At 63.5% G+C, this 25,282-nt stretch carries 22 protein-coding genes; 2 read left to right on the plus strand and 20 right to left on the minus strand.

Translation table 11 applies throughout. The features are described 5' to 3' along the window. Window positions 1–567, plus strand: coding sequence for a cob(I)yrinic acid a,c-diamide adenosyltransferase (locus tag APH33_RS07955; protein ID WP_054884613.1), 567 nt, complete (start codon window positions 1–3; stop codon window positions 565–567). Between the two features lie 131 nt (window positions 568–698). On the opposite strand, the gene APH33_RS07960 is transcribed toward APH33_RS07955, so the two are convergent. The 4 genes from APH33_RS07960 to secA all read right to left on the minus strand — a co-directional run bounded on the left by APH33_RS07960 (window position 699) and on the right by secA (window position 6,539). Then, complete coding sequence (locus APH33_RS07960) at window positions 699–1,643, minus strand: Nudix family hydrolase (RefSeq protein WP_054884614.1); 945 nt, start codon at window positions 1,641–1,643, stop codon at window positions 699–701. Further along, complete coding sequence (locus tag APH33_RS07965; RefSeq protein WP_054884615.1) at window positions 1,640–2,272, minus strand: glutathione S-transferase family protein; 633 nt, start codon at window positions 2,270–2,272, stop codon at window positions 1,640–1,642. The genes APH33_RS07960 and APH33_RS07965 overlap by 4 nt, the downstream gene beginning before the upstream one ends. 141 nt (window positions 2,273–2,413) lie before the next feature. Continuing rightward, window positions 2,414–3,631, minus strand: coding sequence for a bifunctional glutamate N-acetyltransferase/amino-acid acetyltransferase ArgJ (gene argJ, locus APH33_RS07970; RefSeq protein ID WP_054884616.1), 1,218 nt, complete (start codon window positions 3,629–3,631; stop codon window positions 2,414–2,416). A gap of 172 nt (window positions 3,632–3,803) precedes the next feature. Continuing rightward, the gene (gene secA / locus APH33_RS07975) at window positions 3,804–6,539 is read right to left on the minus strand and encodes a preprotein translocase subunit SecA (protein ID WP_054884617.1); all 2,736 of its coding nucleotides are present in this window, start codon (window positions 6,537–6,539) and stop codon (window positions 3,804–3,806) included. Between the two features lie 353 nt (window positions 6,540–6,892). Here secA and APH33_RS07980 point away from each other — a divergent pair, with 353 nt between their 5' ends. Continuing rightward, window positions 6,893–7,354, plus strand: a complete 462-nt coding sequence (locus APH33_RS07980) for a DUF721 domain-containing protein (protein ID WP_054884726.1) — start codon at window positions 6,893–6,895, stop codon at window positions 7,352–7,354. Between the two features lie 53 nt (window positions 7,355–7,407). Here the strand turns inward: APH33_RS07980 and lpxC are convergent, their stop codons facing one another. The 16 genes from lpxC to mraZ all read right to left on the minus strand — a co-directional run bounded on the left by lpxC (window position 7,408) and on the right by mraZ (window position 25,216). Next, the gene (gene lpxC / locus APH33_RS07985; protein ID WP_054884618.1) at window positions 7,408–8,319 is read right to left on the minus strand and encodes a UDP-3-O-acyl-N-acetylglucosamine deacetylase; all 912 of its coding nucleotides are present in this window, start codon (window positions 8,317–8,319) and stop codon (window positions 7,408–7,410) included. A 114-nt stretch (window positions 8,320–8,433) separates the two neighbouring features. Beyond that, entirely contained in the window at window positions 8,434–9,630 is a 1,197-nt protein-coding gene (gene ftsZ, locus APH33_RS07990; RefSeq protein WP_003260772.1) for a cell division protein FtsZ, read from the minus strand. 55 nt (window positions 9,631–9,685) lie between these two features. Then, complete coding sequence (gene ftsA / locus APH33_RS07995) at window positions 9,686–10,948, minus strand: cell division protein FtsA (RefSeq protein WP_027594020.1); 1,263 nt, start codon at window positions 10,946–10,948, stop codon at window positions 9,686–9,688. A 14-nt stretch (window positions 10,949–10,962) separates the two neighbouring features. Continuing rightward, the gene (locus tag APH33_RS08000) at window positions 10,963–11,832 is read right to left on the minus strand and encodes a cell division protein FtsQ/DivIB (protein ID WP_054884619.1); all 870 of its coding nucleotides are present in this window, start codon (window positions 11,830–11,832) and stop codon (window positions 10,963–10,965) included. A 5-nt stretch (window positions 11,833–11,837) separates the two neighbouring features. Further along, a complete protein-coding gene (locus APH33_RS08005) occupies window positions 11,838–12,794 on the minus strand; it encodes a D-alanine--D-alanine ligase (protein WP_054884620.1) in 957 nt (318 codons plus the stop codon). Then, the gene (gene murC / locus APH33_RS08010) at window positions 12,791–14,239 is read right to left on the minus strand and encodes a UDP-N-acetylmuramate--L-alanine ligase (RefSeq protein ID WP_054884621.1); all 1,449 of its coding nucleotides are present in this window, start codon (window positions 14,237–14,239) and stop codon (window positions 12,791–12,793) included. Before murC ends, APH33_RS08005 begins: the two co-directional genes overlap by 4 nt. Beyond that, on the minus strand, window positions 14,232–15,311 hold the full coding sequence (gene murG, locus APH33_RS08015; protein WP_054884622.1) for an undecaprenyldiphospho-muramoylpentapeptide beta-N-acetylglucosaminyltransferase: 1,080 nt from the start codon (window positions 15,309–15,311) through the stop codon (window positions 14,232–14,234). Before murG ends, murC begins: the two co-directional genes overlap by 8 nt. Then, a complete protein-coding gene (gene ftsW, locus APH33_RS08020) occupies window positions 15,301–16,512 on the minus strand; it encodes a putative lipid II flippase FtsW (protein WP_176508371.1) in 1,212 nt (403 codons plus the stop codon). The genes murG and ftsW overlap by 11 nt, the downstream gene beginning before the upstream one ends. Beyond that, on the minus strand, window positions 16,512–17,858 hold the full coding sequence (murD, locus tag APH33_RS08025; protein WP_054884624.1) for a UDP-N-acetylmuramoyl-L-alanine--D-glutamate ligase: 1,347 nt from the start codon (window positions 17,856–17,858) through the stop codon (window positions 16,512–16,514). The genes ftsW and murD overlap by 1 nt, the downstream gene beginning before the upstream one ends. A gap of 6 nt (window positions 17,859–17,864) precedes the next feature. Next, window positions 17,865–18,947, minus strand: coding sequence for a phospho-N-acetylmuramoyl-pentapeptide-transferase (gene mraY, locus APH33_RS08030; protein ID WP_054884625.1), 1,083 nt, complete (start codon window positions 18,945–18,947; stop codon window positions 17,865–17,867). After that, on the minus strand, window positions 18,947–20,314 hold the full coding sequence (gene murF, locus APH33_RS08035) for a UDP-N-acetylmuramoyl-tripeptide--D-alanyl-D-alanine ligase (protein ID WP_054884626.1): 1,368 nt from the start codon (window positions 20,312–20,314) through the stop codon (window positions 18,947–18,949). Before murF ends, mraY begins: the two co-directional genes overlap by 1 nt. Then, complete coding sequence (locus APH33_RS08040) at window positions 20,307–21,797, minus strand: UDP-N-acetylmuramoyl-L-alanyl-D-glutamate--2,6-diaminopimelate ligase (RefSeq protein ID WP_371263240.1); 1,491 nt, start codon at window positions 21,795–21,797, stop codon at window positions 20,307–20,309. The genes murF and APH33_RS08040 overlap by 8 nt, the downstream gene beginning before the upstream one ends. Beyond that, window positions 21,794–23,527, minus strand: coding sequence for a penicillin-binding protein 2 (locus tag APH33_RS08045; RefSeq protein ID WP_176508370.1), 1,734 nt, complete (start codon window positions 23,525–23,527; stop codon window positions 21,794–21,796). Before APH33_RS08045 ends, APH33_RS08040 begins: the two co-directional genes overlap by 4 nt. Beyond that, on the minus strand, window positions 23,527–23,820 hold the full coding sequence (gene ftsL / locus APH33_RS08050; RefSeq protein WP_054884628.1) for a cell division protein FtsL: 294 nt from the start codon (window positions 23,818–23,820) through the stop codon (window positions 23,527–23,529). Before ftsL ends, APH33_RS08045 begins: the two co-directional genes overlap by 1 nt. Continuing rightward, the gene (rsmH, locus tag APH33_RS08055) at window positions 23,817–24,764 is read right to left on the minus strand and encodes a 16S rRNA (cytosine(1402)-N(4))-methyltransferase RsmH (RefSeq protein WP_054884629.1); all 948 of its coding nucleotides are present in this window, start codon (window positions 24,762–24,764) and stop codon (window positions 23,817–23,819) included. The genes ftsL and rsmH overlap by 4 nt, the downstream gene beginning before the upstream one ends. Beyond that, a complete protein-coding gene (gene mraZ / locus APH33_RS08060) occupies window positions 24,761–25,216 on the minus strand; it encodes a division/cell wall cluster transcriptional repressor MraZ (RefSeq protein ID WP_011535546.1) in 456 nt (151 codons plus the stop codon). Before mraZ ends, rsmH begins: the two co-directional genes overlap by 4 nt. Window positions 25,217–25,282: the final 66 nt, after the last annotated feature.

Raw genomic sequence — 25,282 nt, forward strand, 5'->3', positions numbered from 1 at the left:
ATGGGCTATCGCCTGTCGAAGATCTATACCCGCACTGGCGACAAAGGCGAAACCGGCCTGGGCGACGGGCGACGGGTACCCAAGGACCACCCACGGGTCGAGGCGATCGGTGAGGTGGACAGCCTCAACAGCCAGCTCGGGCTGCTGCTGGCTGGCCTGGATGAGCACAAGCTGGATGAGGTGAGCAGTGTTCTGGCGCCATGCCAGCATCGCTTGTTCGACCTTGGTGGCGAGTTGGCGATGCCCAGCTACCAGGCCTTGAACCAGGTTGAGGTGGAGCGGCTCGAAGCGGCGATCGATGTATGGAACGAAGAACTGGGGCCACTGGAGAACTTCATCCTGCCCAGTGGTTCGGCGCTGGTGGCGCAGGCCCATGTGTGCCGCAGCCTGGCGCGCAGTGCGGAGCGGCGCTGCCAGCAGTTGAATGCGCTGGAGCCGTTGGAGGGGGTTGGGTTGGCGTATATCAACAGGCTTTCGGATCTGCTGTTCGTGGCGGCGCGGATCATTGGGCGGCGGCAGGGTGTTGCAGAGGTTTTGTGGCAGCCTGCGGAAAAGCCTAAAGGCTGATATCGCCGGGGCTGCTCTGCAGCCCATCGCAGGCAAGCCAGCTCCCACTGGTACTGCGCCGATTTCTCGGACAGTGAGATCCCTGCGGGAGCTGGCTTGCTTGCGATGGGTCGCAAGCCGACCCCAATTACTCAGGCCTCAGGCCAGAATGCGCGGATCCCGGCAACACCTTGGGCACCGGCCTCCCAGGCCTTCTCCCGCTCACCCGGCCCAACCCCACCCAACAGGTAAACCGGCTGGTTGAAGCCGGCAATAAGCCGCTGCGCCTCATCCCAGCCCAACGGCACCGCCTCGGGGTGGGTCTGGGTTGCCTGCACCGGCGACAGGGTGACGAAGTCCACGCCCATCTGCTCGGCCAGCGCCAGCTCTTCGGCACTGTGGCACGACGCTGCCAGCCAGCGTTCCTTGGGGAACGGGCGGCCATTTGCTGCGTACTTGCGTAGCTGTGAGGCGGTCAGGTGCCAGCCAGCGGACGGGAAGTCGCCCAGCCACTCCAGCGGCCCCTTGAGCATCAGCTGCGCCTTGCCGGCGCACAACCCGACCGCGTCCACCGCCACATCGCGGTACTTGGGGTCGTACATGTCCGGGGCGCGCAACTGGATCAGGCGGATGCCACTGGCCACGGCCTTCTGAATACCCTTGAGCATCTGCGGCACTTCCAGGCCATCCGGCGTGATCAGGTACTGATCCGGCAAGCGCGCAGCAGCGACGATCGGCTTGTTGGCCTCAGGGAATTCGTATTGCCCCAGGTCCCGTGGCGCGACCCAGGCCAGTGGCTGGCCTTCGGCGCCGTGGGGCTCACCGGTGAACGCATCGACCTCACGCACATCCAGCAGCACCTGCTTGTCCGGGTAGTCGTGGCTGACCTTGATCAGCGCCCGCGAACGGGTCACTTCGATGCCCAACTCTTCGCGCAACTCACGGGCCAGGGCCGCTTCGACGCCTTCACCCTCTTCCACCTTGCCGCCCGGGAATTCCCACAGGCCGCCTTGGTGCTGGGTATCGGCACGGCGGGCAATCAGAATGCGCCCGTCACTACCGCGGATCACCGCGGCGACTACATGGATTCTTTTCAACCTGCACGCTCCGCCAGGCCAGCTTGCCGCCAGGCCTGGAAGGCCGGCCACTGGTAAATGGTTTCGATATAGGTGGCTGCCTCGGCGGGCACCTCTACGCGGTAGCTACGCAGGCGCACCGCCACCGGGGCGAAGAATGCATCGGCCAAGGTCGGCTTGCCGAACAGGAAGGGGCCGCTGTCCTTGGCCACCAGGCGGCATTCGGACCACAGCGCGACGATGCGGTCGATATCCACTTGGACCTCCAACGGGATGTTATCCAGCCCCTGGTCACGTGTCAGGTCGAACGGCATGGCACCGCGCAGGGCGAAAAAGCCGCTGTGCATCTGCGCACAGGCCGAGCGGGCCTGGGCACGGGCGGCAACGTCTGCCGGCCACAGCTGGGCCTCGGGGTGGCGTTCGTTGAGGTACTCGGCGATGGCCAGGGAGTCGGCGATCACACCGTGCTCAGTCTTGAGCAGCGGCACCTTGCCGGTAGCGGAGAATTCGAGGATGCGTTTGCGGGTGTCGGGCTGGTTCAACGAGATAAGCGTTTCTTCATAGGGCACGCCAGCCAGCTCGAGGGCCAGGGCGCCACGCAGCGACCAGGAGGAATACAGCTTGTCGCCGATGATCAGGTGATAGCTCATGGTTCGGCTCCATGTATTTGGGGATTTTGGGGCTGCTTCGCAGCCCTTTCGCGCCACAAGGCCGCTCCTACAAGGGAGCGCGATCTCTTGTAAGAGCGGCCTTGTGTCGCGAAAGGGCCGCAAAGCGGCCCCAGCATTACATCAGGTGCGGTATTCGGCGTTGATCTTCACGTATTCGTGGGACAGGTCGGTGGTCCAGATGGTTTCGCTGCACTGGCCACGGCCAAGCTCGATACGGATGGTGATCTCTTCCTGAGCCATCACCGCCGAACCTTGTGCCTCGGTGTAGCTCGGGCTGCGGCCGCCTTTGCTGGCGATGCACACGTCACCCAGGTAAACGTCGATCAGGCTGACATCCAGTTCTGGCACACCGGCACGGCCCACGGCAGCCAGAATCCGGCCCCAGTTCGGGTCGGAAGCGAACAGCGCGGTCTTGATCAACGGCGAGTGGGCCACGGCGTAACCGACATCCAGGCACTCCTGGTGGTTGCCACCGCCATTGACCTGCACGGTGACAAACTTGGTGGCGCCTTCGCCGTCACGGACGATGGCCTGGGCCACTTCCATGCACACTTCGAACACGGCCTTCTTCAGCGCTTCGAACAGCGCTCCGCTGGCTTCGGTGACTTCCGGCAGGTTGGCCTTGCCGGTCGCGATCAGCATGCAGCAATCGTTGGTCGAGGTGTCGCCATCGATGGTGATGCGGTTGAACGATTTGTTGGCGCCGTCGAGGATCAGGTCCTTGAGCACGGCCGGAGCGACTTTGGCGTCGGTGGCGATGTAGCCGAGCATGGTGGCCATGTTCGGACGGATCATGCCGGCGCCTTTGCTGATGCCGGTGACGGTGACAGTCACACCATCGTGCTGGAACTGGCGGCTGGCACCTTTGGGCAGCGTGTCGGTGGTCATGATGCCAGTAGCGGCTTCAGCCCAGTGGTTTTCCGACAGGTCGTCCAGCGCGGCTTGCAGCGCGCCTTCGATCTTCTCGACCGGCAGGGGCTCACCGATCACACCGGTGGAGAACGGCAGCACCGACTCGGCCGGCACCCCGGTCAGTTCAGCGAGCTTGGCGCAAGTACGTTCGGCAGCTGCCAGGCCTGGCGCGCCGGTACCGGCGTTGGCATTGCCGGTGTTGGTCAGCAGGTAGCGCACGGTGCCCTGCACGCGCTGCTTGGAGAGGATCACGGGAGCGGCACAGAAGGCGTTGAGGGTGAACACGCCAGCCACGCTGGAGCCTTCGGCGCAGCGCATGACCACCACATCCTTGCGCCCAGGACGCTTGATGCCGGCAGAAGCGATGCCGAGTTCAAAACCCGGAACCGGGTGCAGGGTGGGCAAAGGACCAAGACCAACAGCCATTAGAGCGCTCCTAGAAAAATCGGTTGATTGCAAAAAACGGGGCCGCTTCGCGCCCCATCGCGACACAAGGCCGCTCCTACAAGATTGTTGCGATTCCTGTAGGAGCGGCCTTGTTTCGCGAAAGGGCCGCAAAGCGGCCCCCGGTTTGTCACGTTACAGCGAGTGAATCAGATCATTCAATCTGACCATGGCAATGCTTGAATTTCTTGCCCGAACCACACCAGCACGGCTCGTTGCGGCCCAGCTTCAGGTCGTTGCGCACCGGGGCAGCGGCCACGGCCACTTCGGCGCCCTCCTCGCTCAGTTGCTCGCTTTCAAGGCCTGGCGCAGGGGCATGCTGGAACTGCATGCGGCTGGCCAGCTCTTCGGCTTCGCGGCGCAGGCGGGCTTCTTCTTCGGCCGGGTCTTCGCGGCGCACCTGAACGTGCGACAGCACGCGGATGGTGTCGCGCTTGATCGACTCGAGCAGTTCCTGGAACAGCGCGAACGACTCGCGCTTGTACTCCTGCTTCGGGTTCTTCTGTGCATAACCACGCAGGTGGATACCGTGACGCAGGTGGTCCATGGTCGACAGGTGGTCTTTCCACAGGTCGTCCAGCACACGCAGCAGGATCTGCTTCTCGAAGGTACGCAGGGCTTCGATACCGGCCTGGTCTTCCTTCTCGGTGTAGGCGGTGGTGATCTCGTTCAGCAGCTTCTCGCGCAGGGTCTCCTCGTAGAGGTGATCGTCTTCGTCCAGCCACTGCTGGATCGGCAGCTTCATGCCGAAGTCGCTGGCCAGCGAAGCTTCGAGGCCGGCCACGTCCCACTGCTCCGGCAGCGACTGCGGCGGAATATGCTGGCTGATGGTGGCGTCCAGGACTTCCTGGCGGAACTCGACGATGGTGTCGCCAATGTTCTCGGCCGCCAGCAGGCTGTTGCGCATGTGGTAGATCACCTTGCGCTGTTCGTTGGCCACGTCATCGTATTCGAGCAGCTGTTTGCGGATGTCGAAGTTGCGGCCTTCGACCTTGCGCTGGGCTTTCTCGATGGCATTGGTGACCATGCGATGCTCGATGGCCTCGCCGGACTGCATGCCCAGTGCCTTCATGAAGTTCTTCACCCGGTCAGAGGCGAAGATGCGCATCAGGCTGTCTTCCAGCGACAGGTAGAAGCGGCTCGAACCCGGGTCGCCCTGACGGCCGGCACGGCCACGCAGCTGGTTGTCGATACGGCGTGACTCGTGGCGCTCGGAAGCGATCACGTGCAGGCCACCGGCTTGAATCACCTGCTGGTGACGCTTCTGCCAGTCGGCCTTGATCTGGGCGATCTGCTCAGGGGTCGGGTTCTCCAGTGCAGCCACTTCGGCTTCCCAGTTACCGCCCAGCAGGATGTCGGTACCACGGCCGGCCATGTTGGTGGCGATGGTCAGCGCACCCGGGGCACCGGCCTGGGCGATGATTTCGGCTTCCTTCTCGTGGTACTTGGCGTTCAGTACCTTGTGGTCGATACCTTCCTTCTTCAGCAGGTTCGACATGTGCTCCGAGGTTTCGATGGTGGCGGTACCCACCAGGATCGGGCGGCCCTGGGTCATGCTCTCTTTGATGTCGGCGATGATCGCGGCGTATTTCTCGTCAGCGGTCAGGTACACCAGGTCGTTGAAGTCTTTACGCGCGAGTGGCTTGTTCGGCGGAATGACCATGACGTTGAGGGCGTAGATCGACTGGAACTCGAACGCTTCGGTGTCGGCGGTACCGGTCATGCCGGACAGCTTGGTGTAGAGACGGAAGTAGTTCTGGAAGGTGGTCGAAGCCAGGGTCTGGCTTTCGGCCTGGATGTTCAGGTTTTCCTTCGCCTCGATGGCCTGGTGCAGGCCTTCGGACAGGCGACGGCCGGGCATGGTACGGCCGGTGTGTTCGTCGATCAGCAGGACCTGGCCGTCCTGGACGATGTACTCGACGTTGCGGTGGAACAGCTTGTGCGCACGCAGGCCGGCGTAGACGTGGGTCAGCAGGCCGAGGTTATGCGCCGAATACAGGCTCTCCCCTTCGGCCAGCAGGCCAGCCTGGGTGAGCATTTCTTCGATGAACTGGTGACCGGCTTCGTTGAGCTCGACCTGGCGGCTCTTCTCGTCGATGGTGAAGTGGCCTTCCTGGGTGACCTGGCCTTCGACTTCTTCGATGTGCTGGGTCAGGCGCGGGATCAGGCGGTTGATCTCGATGTACAGCTTGGAGCTGTCTTCGGCCTGGCCGGAGATGATCAGCGGAGTGCGCGCTTCGTCGATGAGGATCGAGTCGACTTCGTCGATCACGGCGAAGTTCAGTTCACGCTGGAACTTCTCTTCCTGGCTGAACGCCATGTTGTCGCGCAGGTAGTCGAAACCGAATTCGTTGTTGGTGCCGTAGGTGATGTCGGCAGCGTAGGCGGCGCGCTTTTCTTCGGGCGGCTGGAAGGCCGAGACGATGCCTACGGACAGACCGAGGAATTCGTACAGCGGACGCATCCAGTTGGCGTCACGGCGGGCCAGGTAGTCGTTCACCGTGACCACGTGCACGCCCTTGCCGGACAAGGCATTGAGGTAGACGGCCAGGGTACCGACCAAGGTCTTGCCTTCACCGGTACGCATTTCTGCGATCATGCCCTCGTGCAGGGTCATGCCGCCGATCAGCTGCACGTCGAAGTGGCGCATGCCCATCACACGCTTGCCAGCCTCACGGGCCACGGCGAAGGCTTCGGGCAGCAATTGGTCCAACGTCTCGCCTTTGGCCAGGCGCTCCTTGAACTCTGCGGTCTTGGCCCGCAGTTGCTCATCGGAGAGGGCCACCATCTTCTCTTCGAAGGCATTGACGATAGCTACCGTCTTGAGCATGCGTTTGACTTCACGCTCGTTCTTGCTTCCAAAAAGTTTTTTTAACAAAGGCGCAAACATATCGGCAGGATCTTCCACACGTAGGGATGGAGGGCGGCCCCATGAGTCGCCCGTGCAGCCCTGAGGCCGCATGCGAACGAGCATTCTACCCGGAAACGATGGTGAGGAAAGTGGTCGATTGCCACGATGCTGGCACAGCGCTTTGGCGGGGGCTTTTCTAAGATAGGGGCATTTTCCCTGAGTTCAACCCGCAGCTTGATGAAACGTAGCGGGAATGACTCTTATCCTGCACTGGCCTCTTCGCCACGCCCGCTCCCACAGGGATCAGCGAATCCTGTGGGAGCGGGCGTGCCCGCGAAGAGGCCAGTGCAGGCATGCTAGACTGACCACCTTGCCACCTCATGCACACCGCCATGGCCTACAAACCCTCCGCCGCCCAGCCGCCCGCCACCCTGCTGCGCCAGAACCGCCCGCTGCGCCTGCTGCTGAACCAGGCCGAACGCCTGGCGCATCTGCAGCGCCAGCTGGAAAGCCAGCTGCAGCCGGCTGCCCGCGAGCACTGTCATGTGGCGTCGTGGCGCGATGGCACGTTGTTGCTGGTGGTGACCGACGGCCATTGGGCGACTCGCCTGCGCTACCAGCAAAAGCGTCTTCAGCGCCAGCTGCAGGCCCTGGAAGCCTTTGGCAACCTGCAGCGCATCCTCTATAAGGTGCAGCCACCGCTGGTGCCGGCCAAGCGTGGCGGCAACACGACCGAGCTGTCGAACGATGCCGCCGAAAGTATCCGCGATTCCGCCGAAGGCATCGCCGATCCGAAGCTGCGTGCCGCCCTGGAGCGGTTGGCCAGCCACGCCAAACACAAAGAAAAACCCTGAAAATAAAAAAGGCCACCCGAAGGTGGCCTTAATGAACTAGAGAGTGTTCGAACTTACACAGCCGCAACAGGGCGCATGTACGAGATCGGTGCCGTGCTGGCATCTTCGAAAGTGACCACTTCCCAGGCATCGGTTTCAGTGATGAGCTTGCGCAGCAGCTGGTTGTTCAGCGCGTGGCCGGACTTGTAGCCCTTGAACTCGCCAATCAGGCTGTTGCCCAGCAGGTAAAGGTCGCCAATGGCGTCGAGGATCTTGTGCTTGACGAATTCGTCATCGGAACGAAGGCCGTCTTCGTTGAGCACACCAGTCTCGTCGACCACGATGGCGTTCTCGACACTGCCACCCAGCGCAAGGTTGTGCTTGCGCAGGTACTCGATGTCACGCATGAAACCGAAAGTACGGGCGCGGCTGACTTCCTTCACGAACGAGGTGCTGGAGAAGTCGACGACCGCACTCTGGGTCTGGCCCTTGAGGACCGGGTGATCGAAGTCGATCTCGAAGCTCACCTTGAACCCGTCGAACGGCAGGAAGGTGGCGCTCTTGTCGCCCTCCGTCACTGTCACTTCGCGCAGGATGCGGATGAACTTCTTGGCTGCGTCCTGTTCTTCCAGGCCGGCAGACTGAATCAGGAATACGAAGGGACCGGCGCTGCCATCCATGATCGGCACTTCCGAGGCGGAGAGCTCGACGTAGGCGTTATCGATGCCCAGGCCCGCCATGGCGGAGAGCAGGTGCTCGACCGTATCGACCTTGACGTCACCGTTGACCAGCGTGGTGGACATGGTGGTCTCACCGACGTTGGCCGCACGCGCCGGGATCTCGACCACAGGGTCAAGGTCGGCGCGACGGAAGACGATGCCGGTGTCGACAGGCGCAGGCTTGAGGGTCAGGTAGACCTTCTCCCCGGAGTGCAGGCCGACGCCCGTGGCACGGATGGTATTCTTCAGGGTGCGTTGTCTAATCATGGCATTGGCCGCTTCAGCGCAAATAATGCGAACAGGTATCAACAAAGGCTGGGGATGATAACAGACCCGGCCTTTGCTGAACACCAATCACCCTTATACCCCTGATAAATTCCATCAATCGGCCTGACGACGCAGGAAGGCTGGGATATCGAGGTAGTCCAGATCATCCTGAGGGTTGAGTTTAGCTGCCGCAGCGGCACCTGCGTGGGCCTGGTTGCGCATCACGGTAGGGCGCTCGAGGTCACGATAGTTGACGGCTGGCTGCTCCTGGCGCACCGGCGCCGGGTTGGAAGCCTCATACACCTGCTGTGCAGTCTGCAGGGTGTTGTCGACCACCTTGACCGGTTTTTCGATGCGCGCGCCCAGACCAGTGGCTACTACGGTCACGTGCAGTTCGTCACGCATGTCAGGGTCGATCACGGTGCCGACCTTGACCATGGCGTGGTCGGAGGCGAAGGCTTCGATGATGCTACCCACGTCGGAGTATTCACCCAGCGACAGGTCAGGACCTGCGGTGATGTTCACCAGGATGCCGCGGGCGCCCTGCAGGTTGACGTCTTCGAGCAGTGGGTTGCGGATTGCAGCCTCGGTAGCTTCGCGCGCACGGTTCGGGCCGCTGGCGCAGCCGGTACCCATCATCGCCATGCCCATTTCACCCATCACGGTGCGTACGTCGGCGAAGTCGACGTTGATCATGCCTGGGCGCTTGATGATGTCGGAGATACCGCGAACGGCACCGGCCAGCACATCGTCTGCCTTGGCAAAGGCGGACAGCAGGCTGGCATCCTTGCCCAGGATGGTCAGCAGCTTCTCGTTGGGGATGGTGATGAGCGAGTCGACGCTCTCAGCCAGCATCCGGATGCCTTCATCGGCGATCTGCATGCGCTTGCGGCCTTCGAACGGGAACGGACGGGTCACCACAGCAACGGTGAGGATGCCCATTTCCTTGGCCACTTCGGCGATGATCGGCGCCGCACCGGTGCCGGTACCGCCGCCCATGCCGGTGGTGATGAACACCATGTTGGTGCCCTGCAGCACCTCGGCGATGCGCTCGCGGTCTTCCAGCGCGGCCTGACGGCCGACTTCCGGATTGGCACCGGCACCCAGACCTTTGGTCACGCCGGTACCCAGTTGCAGGATGGTGCGTGCGCCGATGTTTTTCAGCGCCTGGGCATCGGTGTTGGCGCAGATGAACTCGACGCCTTCGATGCTGCTCTTCACCATGTGGTTGACGGCGTTGCCGCCGCCACCGCCAACACCGATCACCTTGATGACCGGACTTTGCGGGACGTTGTCTACGAGCTCGAACATTTTCCCTCTCCTTACAGTTCTCTAGTTGTCGCGCCTACCACTACTGCTTTGAAACTTAGAAGTTGCCCTGGACCCAGCGCTTGAAGCGTTCAAGCACTGGGGCCTTCGGTTCATCGCCATAGCTGTTGCTGCTGCTGTTGCTGTTACCGGTCAGGACCATGTCCTCGGACTGCTTGAGCAGGCCGTAGGTGAGCAAGCCCACGCCGGTGGAATAGATCGGGTTGCGCACCACGTCGCTCAGCCCCCGAACGCTGTGCGGTACGCCCAGGCGTACCGGCATGTGGAAGATTTCCTCGGCCAGTTCCACGGCACCTTCCATCTTCGCGGTGCCGCCGGTGAGGACGATGCCGGCTGGCACCAGGTCCTCGTAGCCGCTGCGGCGCAGCTCGGCCTGGATCAGGGTGAAGAGCTCGTCGTAACGTGGCTCCACCACCTCGGCCAGGGCCTGACGCGACAGCTCGCGAGGTGGGCGATCGCCCACGCTCGGCACCTTGATGGTCTCACCGGCGCCGGCCAGTTTGGCCAGGGCGCAGGCGTAGCGGATCTTGATTTCTTCGGCGTACTGGGTCGGCGTACGCAGGGCCATGGCGATGTCGTTGGTGACCTGGTCGCCAGCAATCGGGATGACCGCGGTGTGGCGGATCGCACCTTCGGTGAAGATGGCGATGTCGGTGGTGCCGCCACCGATGTCGACCAGGCACACGCCCAGCTCTTTCTCGTCGTCGGTCAGCACCGAGTAGGCCGAGGCCAGCTGCTCGAGGATGATGTCGTCGATTTCCAGGCCGCAGCGGCGTACGCACTTCTCGATGTTCTGCGCCGCGTTGACCGCGCAGGTGACCACGTGAACCTTGGCTTCCAGGCGCACGCCGGACATGCCCAGCGGCTCGCGCACGCCTTCCTGGTTGTCGATCACGTAGTCCTGCGGCAGGGTGTGCAGCACGCGCTGGTCAGCCGGAATGGCCACGGCCTGGGCAGCATCGAGCACGCGCTCGAGGTCGGCGACGCTCACCTCACGGTCGCGGATGGCGACGATGCCATGGGAGTTCAGGCTGCGGATGTGGTTGCCGGCCACGCCGACGAACGCCGAGTGAATGCGGCAGCCAGCCATCAGTTGGGCTTCTTCCACCGCGCGCTGGATCGACTGCACGGTCGATTCGATGTTCACCACCACACCCTTCTTCAAGCCGCGGGATGGATGGGTGCCGATACCCACGATCTCGAGGGTGCCGTCTTCGCCCACTTCACCCACCAGCGCCACCACCTTGGAGGTGCCGATGTCCAGCCCGACGATCATTTTGCCGCTATGCGCGTTTGCCATGGTCCTGCCTCTCTCTAATTCTTCGCAACGGCGGGTTTGGCCGTCGTCGGTGCGTTCGGTTCCCGCCAACCAACGGCAAGTCCGTTGGAATAACGCAGATCAATGCGGGCGATATTGGTGATCTGCTCTTTGAGTGTCTTGTCGTAAATGGCAATGAAACGGCGCATCTTCTCCACCAGGTGGTCGCGCCCCAACAGCAGCTCGATACCCGGCCCGGCACTGCTCGCACCGGTGGTCAGGAACCAGCTGCCCCGCTCGCGCAGCTCCAGGCGAGCGATGGAAAAGCCCATGGGGCGCAGCATCTGGCTCAATACCTGATATTGCTGCATGACTTGTTGCTGAGCGCGCTGCGGCCCGGCCAGCTGCGGCAGGTGCTCATAGTTGGCCAGTTCGCGCGGGGTAAAGGCCTGGCCCTGGTTATTGAGCAAGGCCTCGTCACCCCAGCGCGCCACCGGCAGCTGTTCTTCCAGGCGGATCACCACTTCGTCGGGCCACACGCGGCGCACTTCGGCGTGGGCGATCCATGGCATCTGTTCGAGTTCGGCGCGCATCGCCGTGAGGTCGACGCTGAAGAAGCTCGCCGCCACATACGGCGCAATGCGCTGCTGCACCGACTGCTGGCTGATGTAGCTGAGGTCACCCTGCACGTCGATCTTGGTGATCGGGCGGTCGGCATACGGCATCAGGCGGATGGCGCCTTCATAGGCACCAAAGCCCGCAGCTACCAGCACCAGCGGCCACAACAAGCGCTTGAGGCCACCCAGGCTGGGCCGCGGCAGGCGCGCCGATACGGGCTCGTCGGCCACCAGTCGGCTGGCACCGCGCGGCACCGGCTTGCTGCGGCCGGTAACGGGTTGCTGCTGACGTATCATTGCGCCTTGCATGATGGTTAACCTCGCGTCTTCACGCTTTCGGCCAGGATCGCCAGCACCAGTTGCTGGAAGTCCAGGCCGGCCGCGCGGGCCGCCATGGGCACCAGGCTATGGTCGGTCATGCCGGGTGCGGTGTTGACTTCGAGCAGCCAGAACCGGCCTTGCTCGTCCTGCATCACGTCCAGCCGGCCCCAGCCCTCGATGCCGATGGCATCGCAGGCGCGCGCGGTCAGGTCGATCAGTTCCTGCTCCTTGGAACTGTCCAGGCCGCACGGGATGCGGTACTGGGTGTCATTGGCGATGTACTTGGCGTCGTAGTCGTAGAACACGTGCGGAGTGCCCAGGGCGATCGGCGGCAGCACCTGGCCACGCAGCACGGCGATGGTGAACTCCGGGCCGTGAATCCATTGCTCGACCAGGACCTGCGAATCGTAACGGGCAGCATCCTTCCAGGCTGTGACCAGCTCTTCCACGCTGTTCACCTTGGCCATGCCGATGCTGGAACCTTCATGGGCCGGTTTGACGATCAACGGGAAGCCCAGTTCCGTACCGGCGGCAACACAGTCGTGCTCGCTGGCCAGCACCGCGTGACGCGGCGTCGGAATCCCCAGGCTCTGCCACACCTGCTTGGTGCGCAGCTTGTCCATGGCCAGCGCCGAAGCGAGGATGCCGCTGCCGGTGTAGGGGATGCCCAGGCACTCGAGCAGGCCCTGCATGCTGCCGTCTTCACCGCCACGGCCGTGAAGGATGATGAAGGCGCGGTCGATCTTCTCGCGCTGCAGGCGCACCAGCAGGTCATCACCGACATCGATGCCGACCACGTCGACACCGGCGGTGGTCAGCGCTTCGATTACCGCGGCGCCAGACTTCAGCGACACTTCACGCTCGGCGCTCTTGCCACCGTACAGCACGGCTACACGGCCGAACGCTTTCACGTCCAGGGTCGAATGCAGTTGTTCGTAGGCGCTGGTCATTTCGACTTCTCCTGCTTGGCGCCAGCGAACAGCGGGCTTTTCATCAGTTGCGGGGCCAGGCCACCGACGTCACCGGCACCCTGGCAGATCAGGATGTCGCCGGCGCGCAGCAGCGGTTTGACCAGCGGTGCCAGTTCGGCGCCACGTTCGATGTAGATCGGGTCCAGCTTGCCGCGCTGGCGGATGCTGTGGCACAGCTGGCGGCTGTCGGCACCGGGGATCGGCTCTTCGCCGGCCGGGTAGACCTCCATCAACAGCAGCACGTTGGCATCGCCCAGCACCTGGACGAAATCGTCGTACAGGTCGCGGGTACGGCTGTAGCGGTGCGGCTGGTAGACGATCACCAGGCGGCGGCTTGGCCAGCCACCGCGCACGGCCTTGATCACCGCAGCCACTTCGGTCGGGTGGTGACCGTAGTCGTCGACCAGCATCACGCTGCCGCCGTCGACCGGCAGTTCGCCATAGACCTGGAAGCGTCGGCCGACGCCCTGGAAACCGGACAGGCCCTGGACGATGGCGTCATCGCTGATGCCTTCGTCAGTGGCGATGGCGATGGTGGCCAAGGCGTTGAGCACGTTGTGGTTGCCGGGCATGTTCACCGACACTTCAAGCGGCTCGCAGTCGCGGCGCAGCACGGTGAAGTGGGTCTGCATGCCTTGCTGGCGCACGTTGATGGCGCGCACGTCAGCCTCTTCGCTGAAGCCGTAGGTGACAGTCGGGCGCTTGACCTGCGGCAGGATCTCGCGCACCACAGGGTCGTCCAGGCACATCACGGCCAGGCCATAGAACGGCAGGTTGTGCAGGAACTCGACGAAGGTTTTCTTCAACTTGTTGAAGTCGCCTTCGTAGGTCGCCATGTGGTCGGCGTCGATGTTGGTGACCACGGCCACCATCGGCTGCAAGTGCAGGAAGCTGGCATCGCTTTCATCGGCTTCAGCAATCAGGTAACGGCTGGTGCCGAGCTGCGCATTGGTGCCAGCAGCGGTCAGGCGCCCACCGATGACGAAGGTCGGGTCCAGGCCGCCGGCGGCGAAAACCGACGCCAGCAGGCTGGTGGTGGTGGTCTTGCCATGGGTACCGGCAACCGCCACGCCGTGGCGATAACGCATCAGCTCGGCGAGCATTTCGGCACGCGGCACCACTGGAATTCGCCGCTCCAGAGCGGTGGCGACTTCCGGGTTGGCCGGGTTGATGGCACTGGACACCACCAGCACATCGGCATTGGCAGCGTTTTCGGCGCGGTGGCCGACGAAGATTTCAGCGCCGAACGACTCCAGGCGCTCGGTCACCGGCGACGCCTTGAGGTCGGAACCGGATACCTGGTAGCCCAGGTTCAGCAACACTTCAGCGATACCGCACATGCCCACGCCACCGATACCGACGAAGTGGATGCGATTGATGCGGCCCATCTTTGGCTGGGGCATGGCTTTCTGGCTTTCAACCATGGGCCACCTCCAGGCAGATATCGACCACGGTGCTGGTTGCAGCAGGTTTGGCCAGGCGCCGTGCGGTACCTGCCATGGTGTTGAGTTTCTCGGGTTGCATCAGCACCTCGTTCAGGCGTTCAGCGAGTTGCGCTGCGCCAGTTGTCGCTTGTGGCATGAGGAAGGCAGCACCTTCCCGGGCCAGATATTGGGCGTTGTAGGTCTGGTGGTCGTCGATTGCGTGGGGCAAGGGCACCAGCATCGAAGGCAGGCCCGCCGCCGCGAGTTCGCTGACGGTCAGGGCACCGGCCCGGCAGACCACGATATCGGCCCAGCCATAGGCATGGGCCATGTCCTTGATGAACGGTTCGACCTGGGCCTCGACCCCCACCTCGCGGTAACGCTCGGCAGTCGCCGGCGCATGCTGCTTGCCGGCCTGGTGAAACACCTCCGGGCGCAGGTTCGCCGGCACTTCGGACAGGGCCTTAGGCAACAATTTGTTCAATGGTTCCGCACCCAGGCTGCCCCCCATGACCAGCAGCCGTGCGCGGCGCTCGGCCAGAGGAGCGCGCACGGCGTCCATGAACAGCTCCGGACGCACCGGGTTGCCGGTGGTACGCAGCTTGTCGCTGGCGTCAAAGGTCGCCGGGAAGGCTTCGCAGACCCGCGACGCCAGCGGCAACAGCAGGCGGTTGGTGGTGCCGGCGCGGGCGTTCTGCTCGTGGATCACCAGCGGCACACCGCATAGCCGTGCGGCAACACCACCCGGGCCGGTCACATAACCGCCGAAGCCAACCACGCACACCGGCTTGAGCTCGCGCACGATACGACGTGCCTGGAGCACCGCCTTGAACAGGGTGAACGGCGCCTTGAGCAGGGAGAGCTTGCTCTTGCCACGCAGGCCGCTGACCTGGATCAGGTGCAGTGGCAAGCCGGCCTGCGGCACCAGTTCGTTCTCGATGCCGCGCGGGGTACCCAACCAGTGCACCGAGTAGCCCCGGGCCTGGAACTCACGGGCGCAGGCCAGGGCCGGGAAGACGTGGCCCCCGGTGCCGCCCGCCATGATCAGGACGTTCTTGCCGTCAGCGGCCATGGGTGGTCTCCTCGGCAAAATCGCTCTCTTTGAATTCATGCTCCTCGCTGCCCAGATGCGTGCGGCTCTCCCATTCGATGCGCAGCAGCAACCCCACGCAGGCACAGCAGATCACCAGCGAAGAGCCGCCATAACTGAGGAACGGCAGCGTCAGGCCCTTGGTCGGCAGCAGCCCGACGTTCACCCCGATGTTGATCAGGAACTGACCGATCCACAGGAACGCCAGGCCGAACGCCATGTAGGCGGCAAAGAACTGCTTGGCTTTCTCCGCCCACAGGCCGATGTACAGGGCGCGAATGGTGACGAAGACGAACAGCGCGATGGTCACCAGCGAGCCAACCACACCCAGCTCTTCGGCCAGTACCGAGAACACGAAGTCAGTGTGTGCTTCAGGCAGGTAGAACTGCTTCTGTACGCTGTTGCCCAGGCCGACGCCCAGCCATTCGCCACGACCGAAGGCGATCAGCGCCTGGGTCAGCTGGTAGCCGGAGCCGAACTGGTCGGACCAGGGGTCGGTGAAGGTGATCAGACGCGCCATCCGGTACGGCTGCGCCTGTACCAGAATGAACACTGCAGCCACCGCCAGCACCACCATCAGGCTGAAGCGGAACAGGCCTACCCCGCCGAGGAACAGCATCGCCGCAGCAGCCCCCATCATCACCACGGTGGCACCGAAGTCCGGCTCCATCAGCAGCAGCGCAGCCATTGGCAGCAGCACGATGAACGGCTTGAAGAAGCCCATCCAGGTTTCGCGCACCTCGGTCTGACGGCGCACCAGATAGCCGGCCAGGTAGATGACCACGAAGACCTTGGCGATTTCCGAAGGCTGGACGTTGAAGAAGCTGAAGCCGATCCAGCGCATCGAACCGTTCACTTCACGGCCGATCCCCGGCACCAGCACCAGCACCAGCAGGCCGAAGGCGCCGATCAGCATCATGAAGCCCATGCGCTGCCAGGTGGCGATCGGCACCATCATCGTCGCGCCACAAGCGGCCAGGCCGAGCAACACGTACACCAGGTGGCGGAACATGTGATACAGCGGGTTGCCCGATTGCACGGCGGCAACTTCCGATGACGCCGAGGTGATCATCACCAGGCCCAGCCCCAGCAGCGCCAGGCAACCGGCCAGCATGGCAAAGTCGAGGTCGACGCCGCGGCCGCTGATCAGCGGCGAAGGGTACGGCTTGAGGACGCCGAAGATCATGCCAGCCCTCCCGCCGCCTGGGCGAACAGGCGCCCGCGTTCTTCAAAGTTCTTGAACATGTCGAGGCTCGCGCAGGCCGGCGACAGCAGCACTGCGTCGCCTGGCTGGGCCAGCTCGGCGCACTGCTGCACAGCCTCATCCAAGGTCTTCACTCGCACCAGCGGCACGCCATCGCCCAGGGTATCGGCCAGGCGTTCGGCATCACGGCCAAGCAGCACCACAGCGCGGCAGAAGCGTTTGACCGGCTCGCGCAAGGCGGCGAAATCGGCGCCCTTGCCGTCGCCACCGGCGATCAGCACCAGCTGGCCGTCGATGTCCGCGCCCAAGCCTTCGATCGCCGCCAGGGCAGCACCGACATTGGTGGCCTTGGAATCGTCGTACCAGTTGACGCCGTTGCGCTCCCGGATCCACTGGCAACGATGAGCCAGGCCCTTGAATTCACGCAGCGCTTCGAGCATCGGCGCGAACGGCAGGCCGGCGGCATGGCCGAGGGCCAGGGCCGCCAGGGCATTGCTCTGGTTGTGGGCGCCACGGATCTTCAGCTCACGCACCGGCATCAGCGCCTGGAATTCGTACGCCAGGTATTTCTCGCCGTCGACCTCACGCAGGCCAAAGGCCTTGAAGTCTGGCTGGTTGAGGCCGAAGGTGAAGCATGGACGGCCTTCCACCGGCAGCGGCCGGCTCAGGGCATCCTGGCGGTTGACCACGACCTGACGGGCACCACGGAAGATCCGGTGCTTGGCCAGGTGATAGGCCGGCAGGCCGCTGTAGCGGTCCATGTGGTCTTCGCTGATGTTGAGCACGGTGGCTACTTCGGCGTTGAGCTGGTCGGTGGTTTCCAGCTGGAAGCTCGACAGTTCCAGCACGTACAACTCGACATCGTCGCTCAGCAGGTCCAGCGCCGGGGTGCCCAGGTTACCCCCCACCGCCACGCGCTTGCCGGCCTTGGCGGCCATCTCGCCGACCAGGGTAGTGACCGTGCTTTTCGCGTTGGAACCGCTGATCGCCACGATCGGCGCCTTGGCATGGCGGGCAAACAGTTCGATGTCTCCGGACAGCTGCACGCCACGTGCTGCCGCCTGCTGCAGCGCCGGGGTGGCCAGCGCCAGGCCCGGGCTCACGTACAGTTCGTTGGCGCGGCACAGGAAGTCCACGTCCAGCTCACCACAGCGCACTTCCACCTGCGGGTAATCACGACGCAGGGTTTCCAGTTCCGGCGGTTGCTCGCGGGTGTCGGCGACCGCAAAGGCAATGCCCCGGTTCGCCAGGAAGCGAACCAGGGACATGCCGCTCTTGCCGAGGCCGACAACGATGCGGAATTGGTCGGAAGCGATCAGTGACACGCTTTTCTACCTCAGTTTCAGGGTTGCCAGGCCAATCAGCACCAGAATCACGGTAATGATCCAGAAACGGACGATCACGCGTGGCTCAGGCCAGCCTTTGAGTTCAAAGTGGTGGTGAATCGGCGCCATGCGGAACACGCGCTTGCCGGTGAGCTTGAACGAGGCGACCTGGATCACCACCGACAGGGTTTCCATCACGAAGATGCCGCCCATGATGAACAGCACGATTTCCTGGCGCACAATCACGGCGATGGTGCCCAGCGCGGCGCCCAGCGCCAGCGCGCCGACGTCGCCCATGAACACCTGGGCCGGATAGGTGTTGAACCACAGGAAGCCCAGGCCGGCACCGATCAACGCCCCGCAGAACACGATCAGTTCGCCCGAGCCCGGCACGTAGGGGATCAGCAGGTATTCGGCGAACTTCACGTTACCCGACAGGTAGCAGAAGATGCCCAGCGCACCACCCACCATCACGGTCGGCATGATCGCCAGGCCATCGAGGCCGTCGGTCAGGTTGACCGCGTTGCTGGAGCCGACGATGACGAAATAGGTCAATACGACAAAGCCGATACCCAGCGGGATGGTGACATCCTTGAGGAACGGCACGATCAGCGTGGTCTCGACAGTGGTCGGGGCGGTCATGTACAGGAACACCGCAGCGCCCAGGCCGAACACCGATTGCCAGAAATACTTCCAGCGGCTCGGCAGGCCACGCGAGTTCTTCTCGATCACCTTGCGGTAATCGTCGACCCAGCCGATGGCACCAAACAGCAAGGTGACGATCAGCACGGTCCAGACATAACGGTTGGACAGGTCGGCCCACAGCAGGGTGCTGACCCCGATGGCCGACAGGATCAGTGCGCCGCCCATGGTCGGGGTGCCAGACTTGGACAGGTGCGATTGTGGGCCGTCGTTACGCACGGCCTGACCGATCTGGCGAATCTGCAGGGTACGGATCATCCACGGCCCCAGCCACAGTGCCAGCGACAACGCGGTCAGTACGCCAAGAATCCCGCGCAGGGACAGGTACTGGAAGACCGCGAAGCCTTTGTGGAACTGTTGCAGATACTCGGCCAACAGCAGCAGCATTAATGTTTCTCCCCGCTGGCACCGCACAGTGCGGCCACGACGTTTTCCATCGCAGCGCTGCGCGAGCCCTTGATCAAAATAGTGGTTTCGCTGGCAGTTTCGGCGCGAACAGCGTCGATCAACTCAGCTTGCGTTGCGAAATGGCGGCCATGGGCGCCGAACGCCTTGACCGCATGAATCATGTTGGAACCCACCGCATAAAGGGCATCGACCTTGCCGTGCGCGTACTCGCCCACCTGACGGTGGCCTTCTTCCGCCCACTGGCCAAGTTCACCTATATCCCCCAGCACCAGAACGGTGCGCCCGGAAAAGGCGCGGAGTATATCAATGGCCGCGCACATGGAGGTGGGATTTGCGTTGTAGCTGTCGTCGATTACGCGCACACCGTTGGGGGCGATTTGCGCCACGGTGCGGCCCTTGACCGGCTGCACTGCGTTGAGGCCCGCGGCGATACCGCTGAGGCTCAGACCAACGGCATGGGCAGCGGCGGCAGCAGCCAGGGCGTTGCTGACATTATGGGTACCCAGCAGGTTCAGCTGAACCGGCACACTGCCATCAGGGCCATGCAGGGTAAAAGACGGGCAGCCACGGGCATCACGGCCGATGTTGCTGGCATGGAAGTCGGCCTGCGGGTTGTCCAGGGCGAAGCTGAAGATACGATGGCTGCCAGCGCGCTTGCGCCAGATGTCGAACGCCTTGTCGGCCAGGTTGAGGATGGCGGTGCCGCCCTCGCCGAGGCCTTCGAGAATCTCGCCCTTGGCTTCGACGATCTTGTCCGGGCCGCCGAATTCACCGACATGAGCAGTGCCGGCGTTGTTGATGATCACCACCTGCGGCTGGGTCAGGCCGACGGTATAGCGGATCTCGCCGATGCGCGAAGCACCCAGTTCGATCACGGCGGCGCTGTGCTCCGGAGAGATTTCCAGCAGCGTCAACGGAGCACCGAGGTCGTTGTTCAGGTTGCCGCGGGTGGCATGCACCAGGCCACGGGTGCGCAGGATGCTGGCCAGCATCTCTTTGACTGTGGTCTTGCCGCTCGAACCGGTGATGGCGACCACTGGCTTGTCGAAGGCAGCGCGGTTCAGCGCACCAAGCTGGCCGAGTGCGATACGGCAGTCGGCGACCACCAGCTGCGGCAGATCGACATTGACAATTTCGCGCTCGACCAGCGCAGCGACGGCGCCCTTGGCTTGCACGTCGGCAAGGTAGTCATGGCCATCGAAGCGCGGCCCGGTCAGGGCAACGAACAGCTGGCCGGCAGCGACGCTACGGCTGTCGATGCTGACCCCGGTGAAGCTGGCGTCGGCGTTGACCAGGCGCGCGTTCAAGGCGCCGGTCAGCTGGCTGAGGGTCATGGGCTTAAGCATGCGGAGCCTCCCAGGCTGCAAGTGCCTTGTCGGCTTCGATCAGGTCGGAGAACGCATGGCGCTCGCCATTGATCTCCTGGTAATCCTCATGCCCCTTGCCGGCCAGCACGATCACGTCATCGGCGCCAGCGGTGGCGATCAGATGGGCAATGGCTGCGCCACGGCCAGCGACGAACTCGACGCCCGCAGGCTTGGCGAAACCAGGTCGAATGTCGTCGAAGATGCGCAGCGGGTCTTCGGTACGCGGGTTGTCGTCGGTGACCAGTACGCGGTCGGCCAGGCGCTCGGCCACTTCGGCCATCAGCGGGCGCTTGCCGCGATCACGGTCGCCGCCGCAGCCGAACAGGCACAGCAGTTTGCCGTGAGCATGCGGACGCAGGGCTTCGAGGACTTTTTCCAGCGCATCGGGCGTATGGGCGTAATCGACCACTACCAGCGGCTTGTCACCGCCCCCCAGGCGCTGCATGCGGCCGACCGGCCCTTGCAGGTGCGGGGTGACCTTGAGAACCTCATCCAGCGAGTAGTCCAGTGCCAGCAGCGTGGCCACAGCGGCAAGCATGTTGCTCAGGTTGAAGCGGCCAAGCAGCTGGCTGCGCAGGGTGCGTTCGCCCTGCGCGGTGACGATGATGGCGCGCACACCATCGTCGTCGAAATGCGCTTCGCGGCAGAACAGCGAAGCGTCCGGGTTTTCCAGGCTGTAGCTGAGCAACCGGGTCTCGATATGGTCCACGCTCGGGCGGCGGGCGAAGTCTTCGGCCAGGCGGCGACCGAAATCATCATCCAGGTTGACCACCTGGCAACGCAGGCTCGGCCAGGCGAACAGCTTGGCCTTGGCGGCCTCGTAGGCCTCCATGCTGCCGTGGTAGTCAAGATGGTCGCGTGACAGGTTGGTCATGACCGCGATGTCGAATTCCAGCGCGGCGACCCGGCCCTGCTCCAGGGCGTGGGAGGACACCTCCATGGCCACGGCTTTGGCGCCGCCTTTCTTGAGGTCGTTCAGGGTCGACTGCACGGCGATCGGGTCGGGCGTGGTCAGGCGGCCGCTCTGCAGCTCGCCATAAAAGCCGGTGCCCAAGGTGCCGATCAGGCCGCAGCGCTGACCCAACGCATCGAGCGCCTGGGCCACCAGCTGAGTGACGCTGGTCTTGCCGTTGGTGCCAGTGACGCCCACCAGGTTCAGCTGGCGGCTCGGCTCGCCGTAGAAGCGCCCGGCAATCTGCGACAACTGGCCGATCAGGCCTTTCACCGGAATCAACGGCACGTCGGTAAGCGGCAGCACGTTGACGCCCTGCTCTTCATAGGCCACAGCCGCAGCGCCACGGGACAGGGCATCGGCAATGTGCTCACGGCCATCAACCTTGGCACCTGGCACGGCCAGGAACAGATCACCCTGGCGCACCTGACGGCTGTCCAGGGTCAATTCACGGATCAGCGGATCGCGGCTGGCGTGGGCGAAAAGCTTGCTCAAAGGCATTGTCATCATCCACGCCCTCCCTTGGCGGGTGCTGCGCTGGCCTGCTGTGGATCGCTTGGCGGCGGCAGGTTGTCTGGCGGCACGTTCATCAGGCGCAGGGTGCCCGACATGACCTTGCTGAATACGGGGGCCGATACCAGGCCACCGAAATAACCACCTTTGCCCGGTTCGTCGATGACCACGACGATGGCATAGCGCGGGTCGCTCATCGGGCCGAAACCGGCGAACAGCGAGCGGTAGGCGTTTTCGGTGTAACCCTTGGAGCCGACGGTGGCCTTACGTGCAGTACCGGACTTGCCGGCCACGTGGTAGAACGGCACCTGGGCACGGAACACGCCGCGCGGCGCTTCGATCACCTGCTGCAGCATGCCTTGGACGGTTTCGGCGGTTTCCTTCGGAATGGCCTGCACCGCTTCGGGCGCCTTGTCCACCTTGAGGATCGACAGCGGCACCATCTTGCCGTCGTTGGCCAGCGCGGCGTAGGCATGCACCAGCTGCAGGGCGGTCACCGACACACCGTAGCCGTAGGACAGTGTCGCGGTTTCAGCCTTGCGCCACTCGCGGTGGTTAGGCAGGTTGCCGACGCGTTCGCCCGGGAAGCCGAGGCCGGTGTACTGGCCAAGGCCCACTTGGGACATGACCCGGTAGATAGCCTCGCCGCCGATATCGAAGGCGATCTTGCTCATGCCGACGTTGGAAGAGTTGATTAGGATGCCGGTCAGGTCGAGGATCGGCCCCTCGCTCTTGGACACGTCCTTGATGGTGTAACGGCCGATCTGCAGGCTGCCCGGATACACTTCGACCTTGTCGGTCGGCTTCCAGCGGCCGCTCTGCAGCGCCGCGCTCATCGAGATCGGCTTGACCGTCGAGCCTGGCTCGAACACGTCGATGATCGCCCGGTTACGCATGGCAGCCGGGAACATGCTACGGCGGTTGTTCGGGTTGTAGGTCGGCTGGTTGACCATGGCCAGGACCTCGCCGGTCTTGACGTCCATGATCACCAGGCTGCCGGCCTTGGCGTCCTGTTCGGCGATGGCGTTGCGCAGTTCGCGGGTGGCCAGGTACTGCAGGCGCAGGTCGATCGACAACGCCAAGGTCTTGCCGGCCTTGGCGTTCTTGGTGACCTGGATGTCCTTGATCAGGCGACCACGCCGGTCCTTGATCACTTGCCGCTTGCCGGGCACGCCGGCCAGCCATTCATCGTAGGCCAGCTCCACACCTTCGCGGCCGTGGTCGTCGAGGTCGGTGAAGCCAACCATGTGGGCGGTCACGTCACCGGCCGGATAGAAACGGCGGAATTCTTCCAGGCCATACACGCCCGGTACCTTCAGGTCGAGCACGTGCTGGCCCTGCTCCGGGGTCAGGCCGCGGACCAGATAGATGAACTCTTTGTTGGCCTGCTGGGTCAGGCGCTCGGTCAGCTGCTGGGCGTTCTGCCCAAGCGCCGCGGCCAGCTGTGGCCAGCGATCCTTGGCCGCCTGCATTTCCTTGGGGTTGGCCCAGAGGGTGGTGACCGGGGTACTGACCGCCAGCGGCTCGCCGTTGCGGTCGGTGATCAGGCCACGGTGCGCAGGAATCGGAATATGACGCAGACTGCGGGCGTCGCCCTGTCCCTTGAGGAAGTCACGGTCGACCACCTGCAGGTCGATGATGCGCCAGCAGATGGCGCCCACCATCAGCGCGAGCAAGCCGATCACGACCCGGAAGCGCCAGGGGTAGAGTGCGCCTTCGAGCTTCATCATGGCGCCACCATCCGTACTTCGTCAGCCGCAGGCACACGCATTTTCAGTTGCTCGGAGGCCAGGCTCTCGATACGGCTGGAGGCGGTCCAGGTGCTTTGTTCAAGAATCAGCCTGCCCCACTCGGCCTGAGCCTTGTCGCGCTCATTCAATTCGCCGTACAGGGTGTTGAGCAACTGGCGATTCCAGTGGGCGCTGTAAGACACGGCGATGGCCGAAACCAGCACACCGATAAACAGCAGAAGCATCAGGAAGCTTCCGCCTGGCAGAGGTTTGGCGAAAAGCCGGCTCACCGAAGCTTCTCCGCAACCCGCATCACGGCGCTGCGCGACCGTGGGTTGGCCTTGAGTTCGGCCTCAGAGGCAAACTGGGCCTTGCCGATCAGCTTGATCTTCGGCTCGAAGACCTTGTGCTGTACCGGCAGATTGCGCGGCAGATTGTCGGCCTCGCCCTTGACCAGCTTGCGCATGAACAGTTTGACGATGCGGTCTTCCAGTGAATGGAAGCTGATGACCGCCAGGCGGCCGCCCACTTCCAGGGCATCGAGCGCTGCTTCGAGGCCAGCCTCCAGGTCACCCAGTTCGTTGTTGACGTGGATGCGCAGGCCCTGGAACGCCCGGGTCGCCGGGTTCTTGCCCTTTTCCCAGGCCGGGTTTGCAACCTTGAGCACTTCAGCCAGGTCAGCGGTGCGGGTGAACGGTTGCTTTTCGCGGCGCTCGACCACGGCACGCGCCATGCGCCCGGCAAAACGCTCTTCGCCGTATTCCTTGAACACGCGGGCAATTTCTTCGACAGGTGCGGTAGCAATGAACTCGGCGGCACTGATGCCCTGATGCGGGTTCATGCGCATGTCCAGCGGGCCGTCATTGAGAAAGCTGAAGCCGCGCTCAGGGTCATCCAGCTGCGGTGAAGACACGCCCAGATCAAGCAGGATGCCGCTGATCTTGCCGTGCAGACCACGCTCGGCGACTTCCGAACCAAGCTCGGCAAAGCTGCGCTGCACAATGACAAAGCGGCCGTCTTCGGCCGCCAGCGCTTGCCCGGTGGCAATCGCTTGAGGATCTTTGTCGAAGCCCAGAAGCCGCCCTTGCGGCCCGAGCTTGCTGAGGATCAGGCGGCTATGGCCACCACGCCCGAAGGTGCCGTCCAGATAGCAACCGTCGGCGCGCAGGGCCAATGCCTCGACAGCTTCGTCGAGCAGGACGGTGATGTGGTTGAAGCCGCTATCTATGGTCACAGGATCAGGTCACGCAAATCGTCGGGCATGGCACCCGGTTGTTGGATAGCTGCAAGGTCGGCTGCCGAAACCGCGTTCCAGGCATCCTCGTCCCACAGCTGGAATTTGTTCAGCTGCCCCACCAACATCGCCTTTTTGTCCAGCTTGGCGTACTCACGCAGGCGGGGCGGCACCAGGAAACGCCCACTGCCATCGAGCTCCAGGTCAACCGCATTGCCGATCAGCAAACGCTGCAGGCGGCGGTTTTCCTCACGCAACGACGGCAAGGCACGCAACTTGGCTTCAATCTGTTCCCACTCATCGAGGGGATAAACACACAAGCAGGGGTCTACGGCGTCGATGGTCACGATCAGCTGACCATTGCAACGCGAATCGAGCTCGTCACGGTACCGGCTCGGCATGGCGAGACGGCCCTTGGCATCGAGGCTGACGGCGTTGGCTCCGCGGAACACGGCTGCGATTCCCCACAATGTTAGCTTTTTTGTGTCAGAAAACCCACTTCATCCCACTTTCTGCCA

The sequence above is a fragment of the Pseudomonas sp. NBRC 111130 genome, assembly GCF_001320485.1.
GTDB lineage: Bacteria > Pseudomonadota > Gammaproteobacteria > Pseudomonadales > Pseudomonadaceae > Aquipseudomonas > Aquipseudomonas vlassakiae.

Excerpts from the sequence above, each read along its gene's own strand:
- APH33_RS07955 (WP_054884613.1), top strand. The coding sequence starts at position 1 with ATGGGCTATCGCCTGTCGAAGATCTATACCCGCACTGGCGACAAAGGC.
- APH33_RS07965 (WP_054884615.1), bottom strand. The coding sequence starts at position 2,272 with ATGAGCTATCACCTGATCATCGGCGACAAGCTGTATTCCTCCTGGTCG.
- argJ (WP_054884616.1), bottom strand. The coding sequence starts at position 3,631 with ATGGCTGTTGGTCTTGGTCCTTTGCCCACCCTGCACCCGGTTCCGGGT.
- secA (WP_054884617.1), bottom strand. The coding sequence starts at position 6,539 with ATGTTTGCGCCTTTGTTAAAAAAACTTTTTGGAAGCAAGAACGAGCGT.
- APH33_RS07980 (WP_054884726.1), top strand. The coding sequence starts at position 6,893 with ATGGCCTACAAACCCTCCGCCGCCCAGCCGCCCGCCACCCTGCTGCGC.
- lpxC (WP_054884618.1), bottom strand. The coding sequence starts at position 8,319 with ATGATTAGACAACGCACCCTGAAGAATACCATCCGTGCCACGGGCGTC.
- ftsZ (WP_003260772.1), bottom strand. The coding sequence starts at position 9,630 with ATGTTCGAGCTCGTAGACAACGTCCCGCAAAGTCCGGTCATCAAGGTG.
- ftsA (WP_027594020.1), bottom strand. The coding sequence starts at position 10,948 with ATGGCAAACGCGCATAGCGGCAAAATGATCGTCGGGCTGGACATCGGC.
- APH33_RS08000 (WP_054884619.1), bottom strand. The coding sequence starts at position 11,832 with ATGCAAGGCGCAATGATACGTCAGCAGCAACCCGTTACCGGCCGCAGC.
- APH33_RS08005 (WP_054884620.1), bottom strand. The coding sequence starts at position 12,794 with ATGACCAGCGCCTACGAACAACTGCATTCGACCCTGGACGTGAAAGCG.
- murC (WP_054884621.1), bottom strand. The coding sequence starts at position 14,239 with ATGGTTGAAAGCCAGAAAGCCATGCCCCAGCCAAAGATGGGCCGCATC.
- murG (WP_054884622.1), bottom strand. The coding sequence starts at position 15,311 with ATGGCCGCTGACGGCAAGAACGTCCTGATCATGGCGGGCGGCACCGGG.
- mraY (WP_054884625.1), bottom strand. The coding sequence starts at position 18,947 with ATGCTGCTGCTGTTGGCCGAGTATCTGCAACAGTTCCACAAAGGCTTC.
- murF (WP_054884626.1), bottom strand. The coding sequence starts at position 20,314 with ATGCTTAAGCCCATGACCCTCAGCCAGCTGACCGGCGCCTTGAACGCG.
- APH33_RS08040 (WP_371263240.1), bottom strand. The coding sequence starts at position 21,797 with ATGATGACAATGCCTTTGAGCAAGCTTTTCGCCCACGCCAGCCGCGAT.
- APH33_RS08045 (WP_176508370.1), bottom strand. The coding sequence starts at position 23,527 with ATGAAGCTCGAAGGCGCACTCTACCCCTGGCGCTTCCGGGTCGTGATC.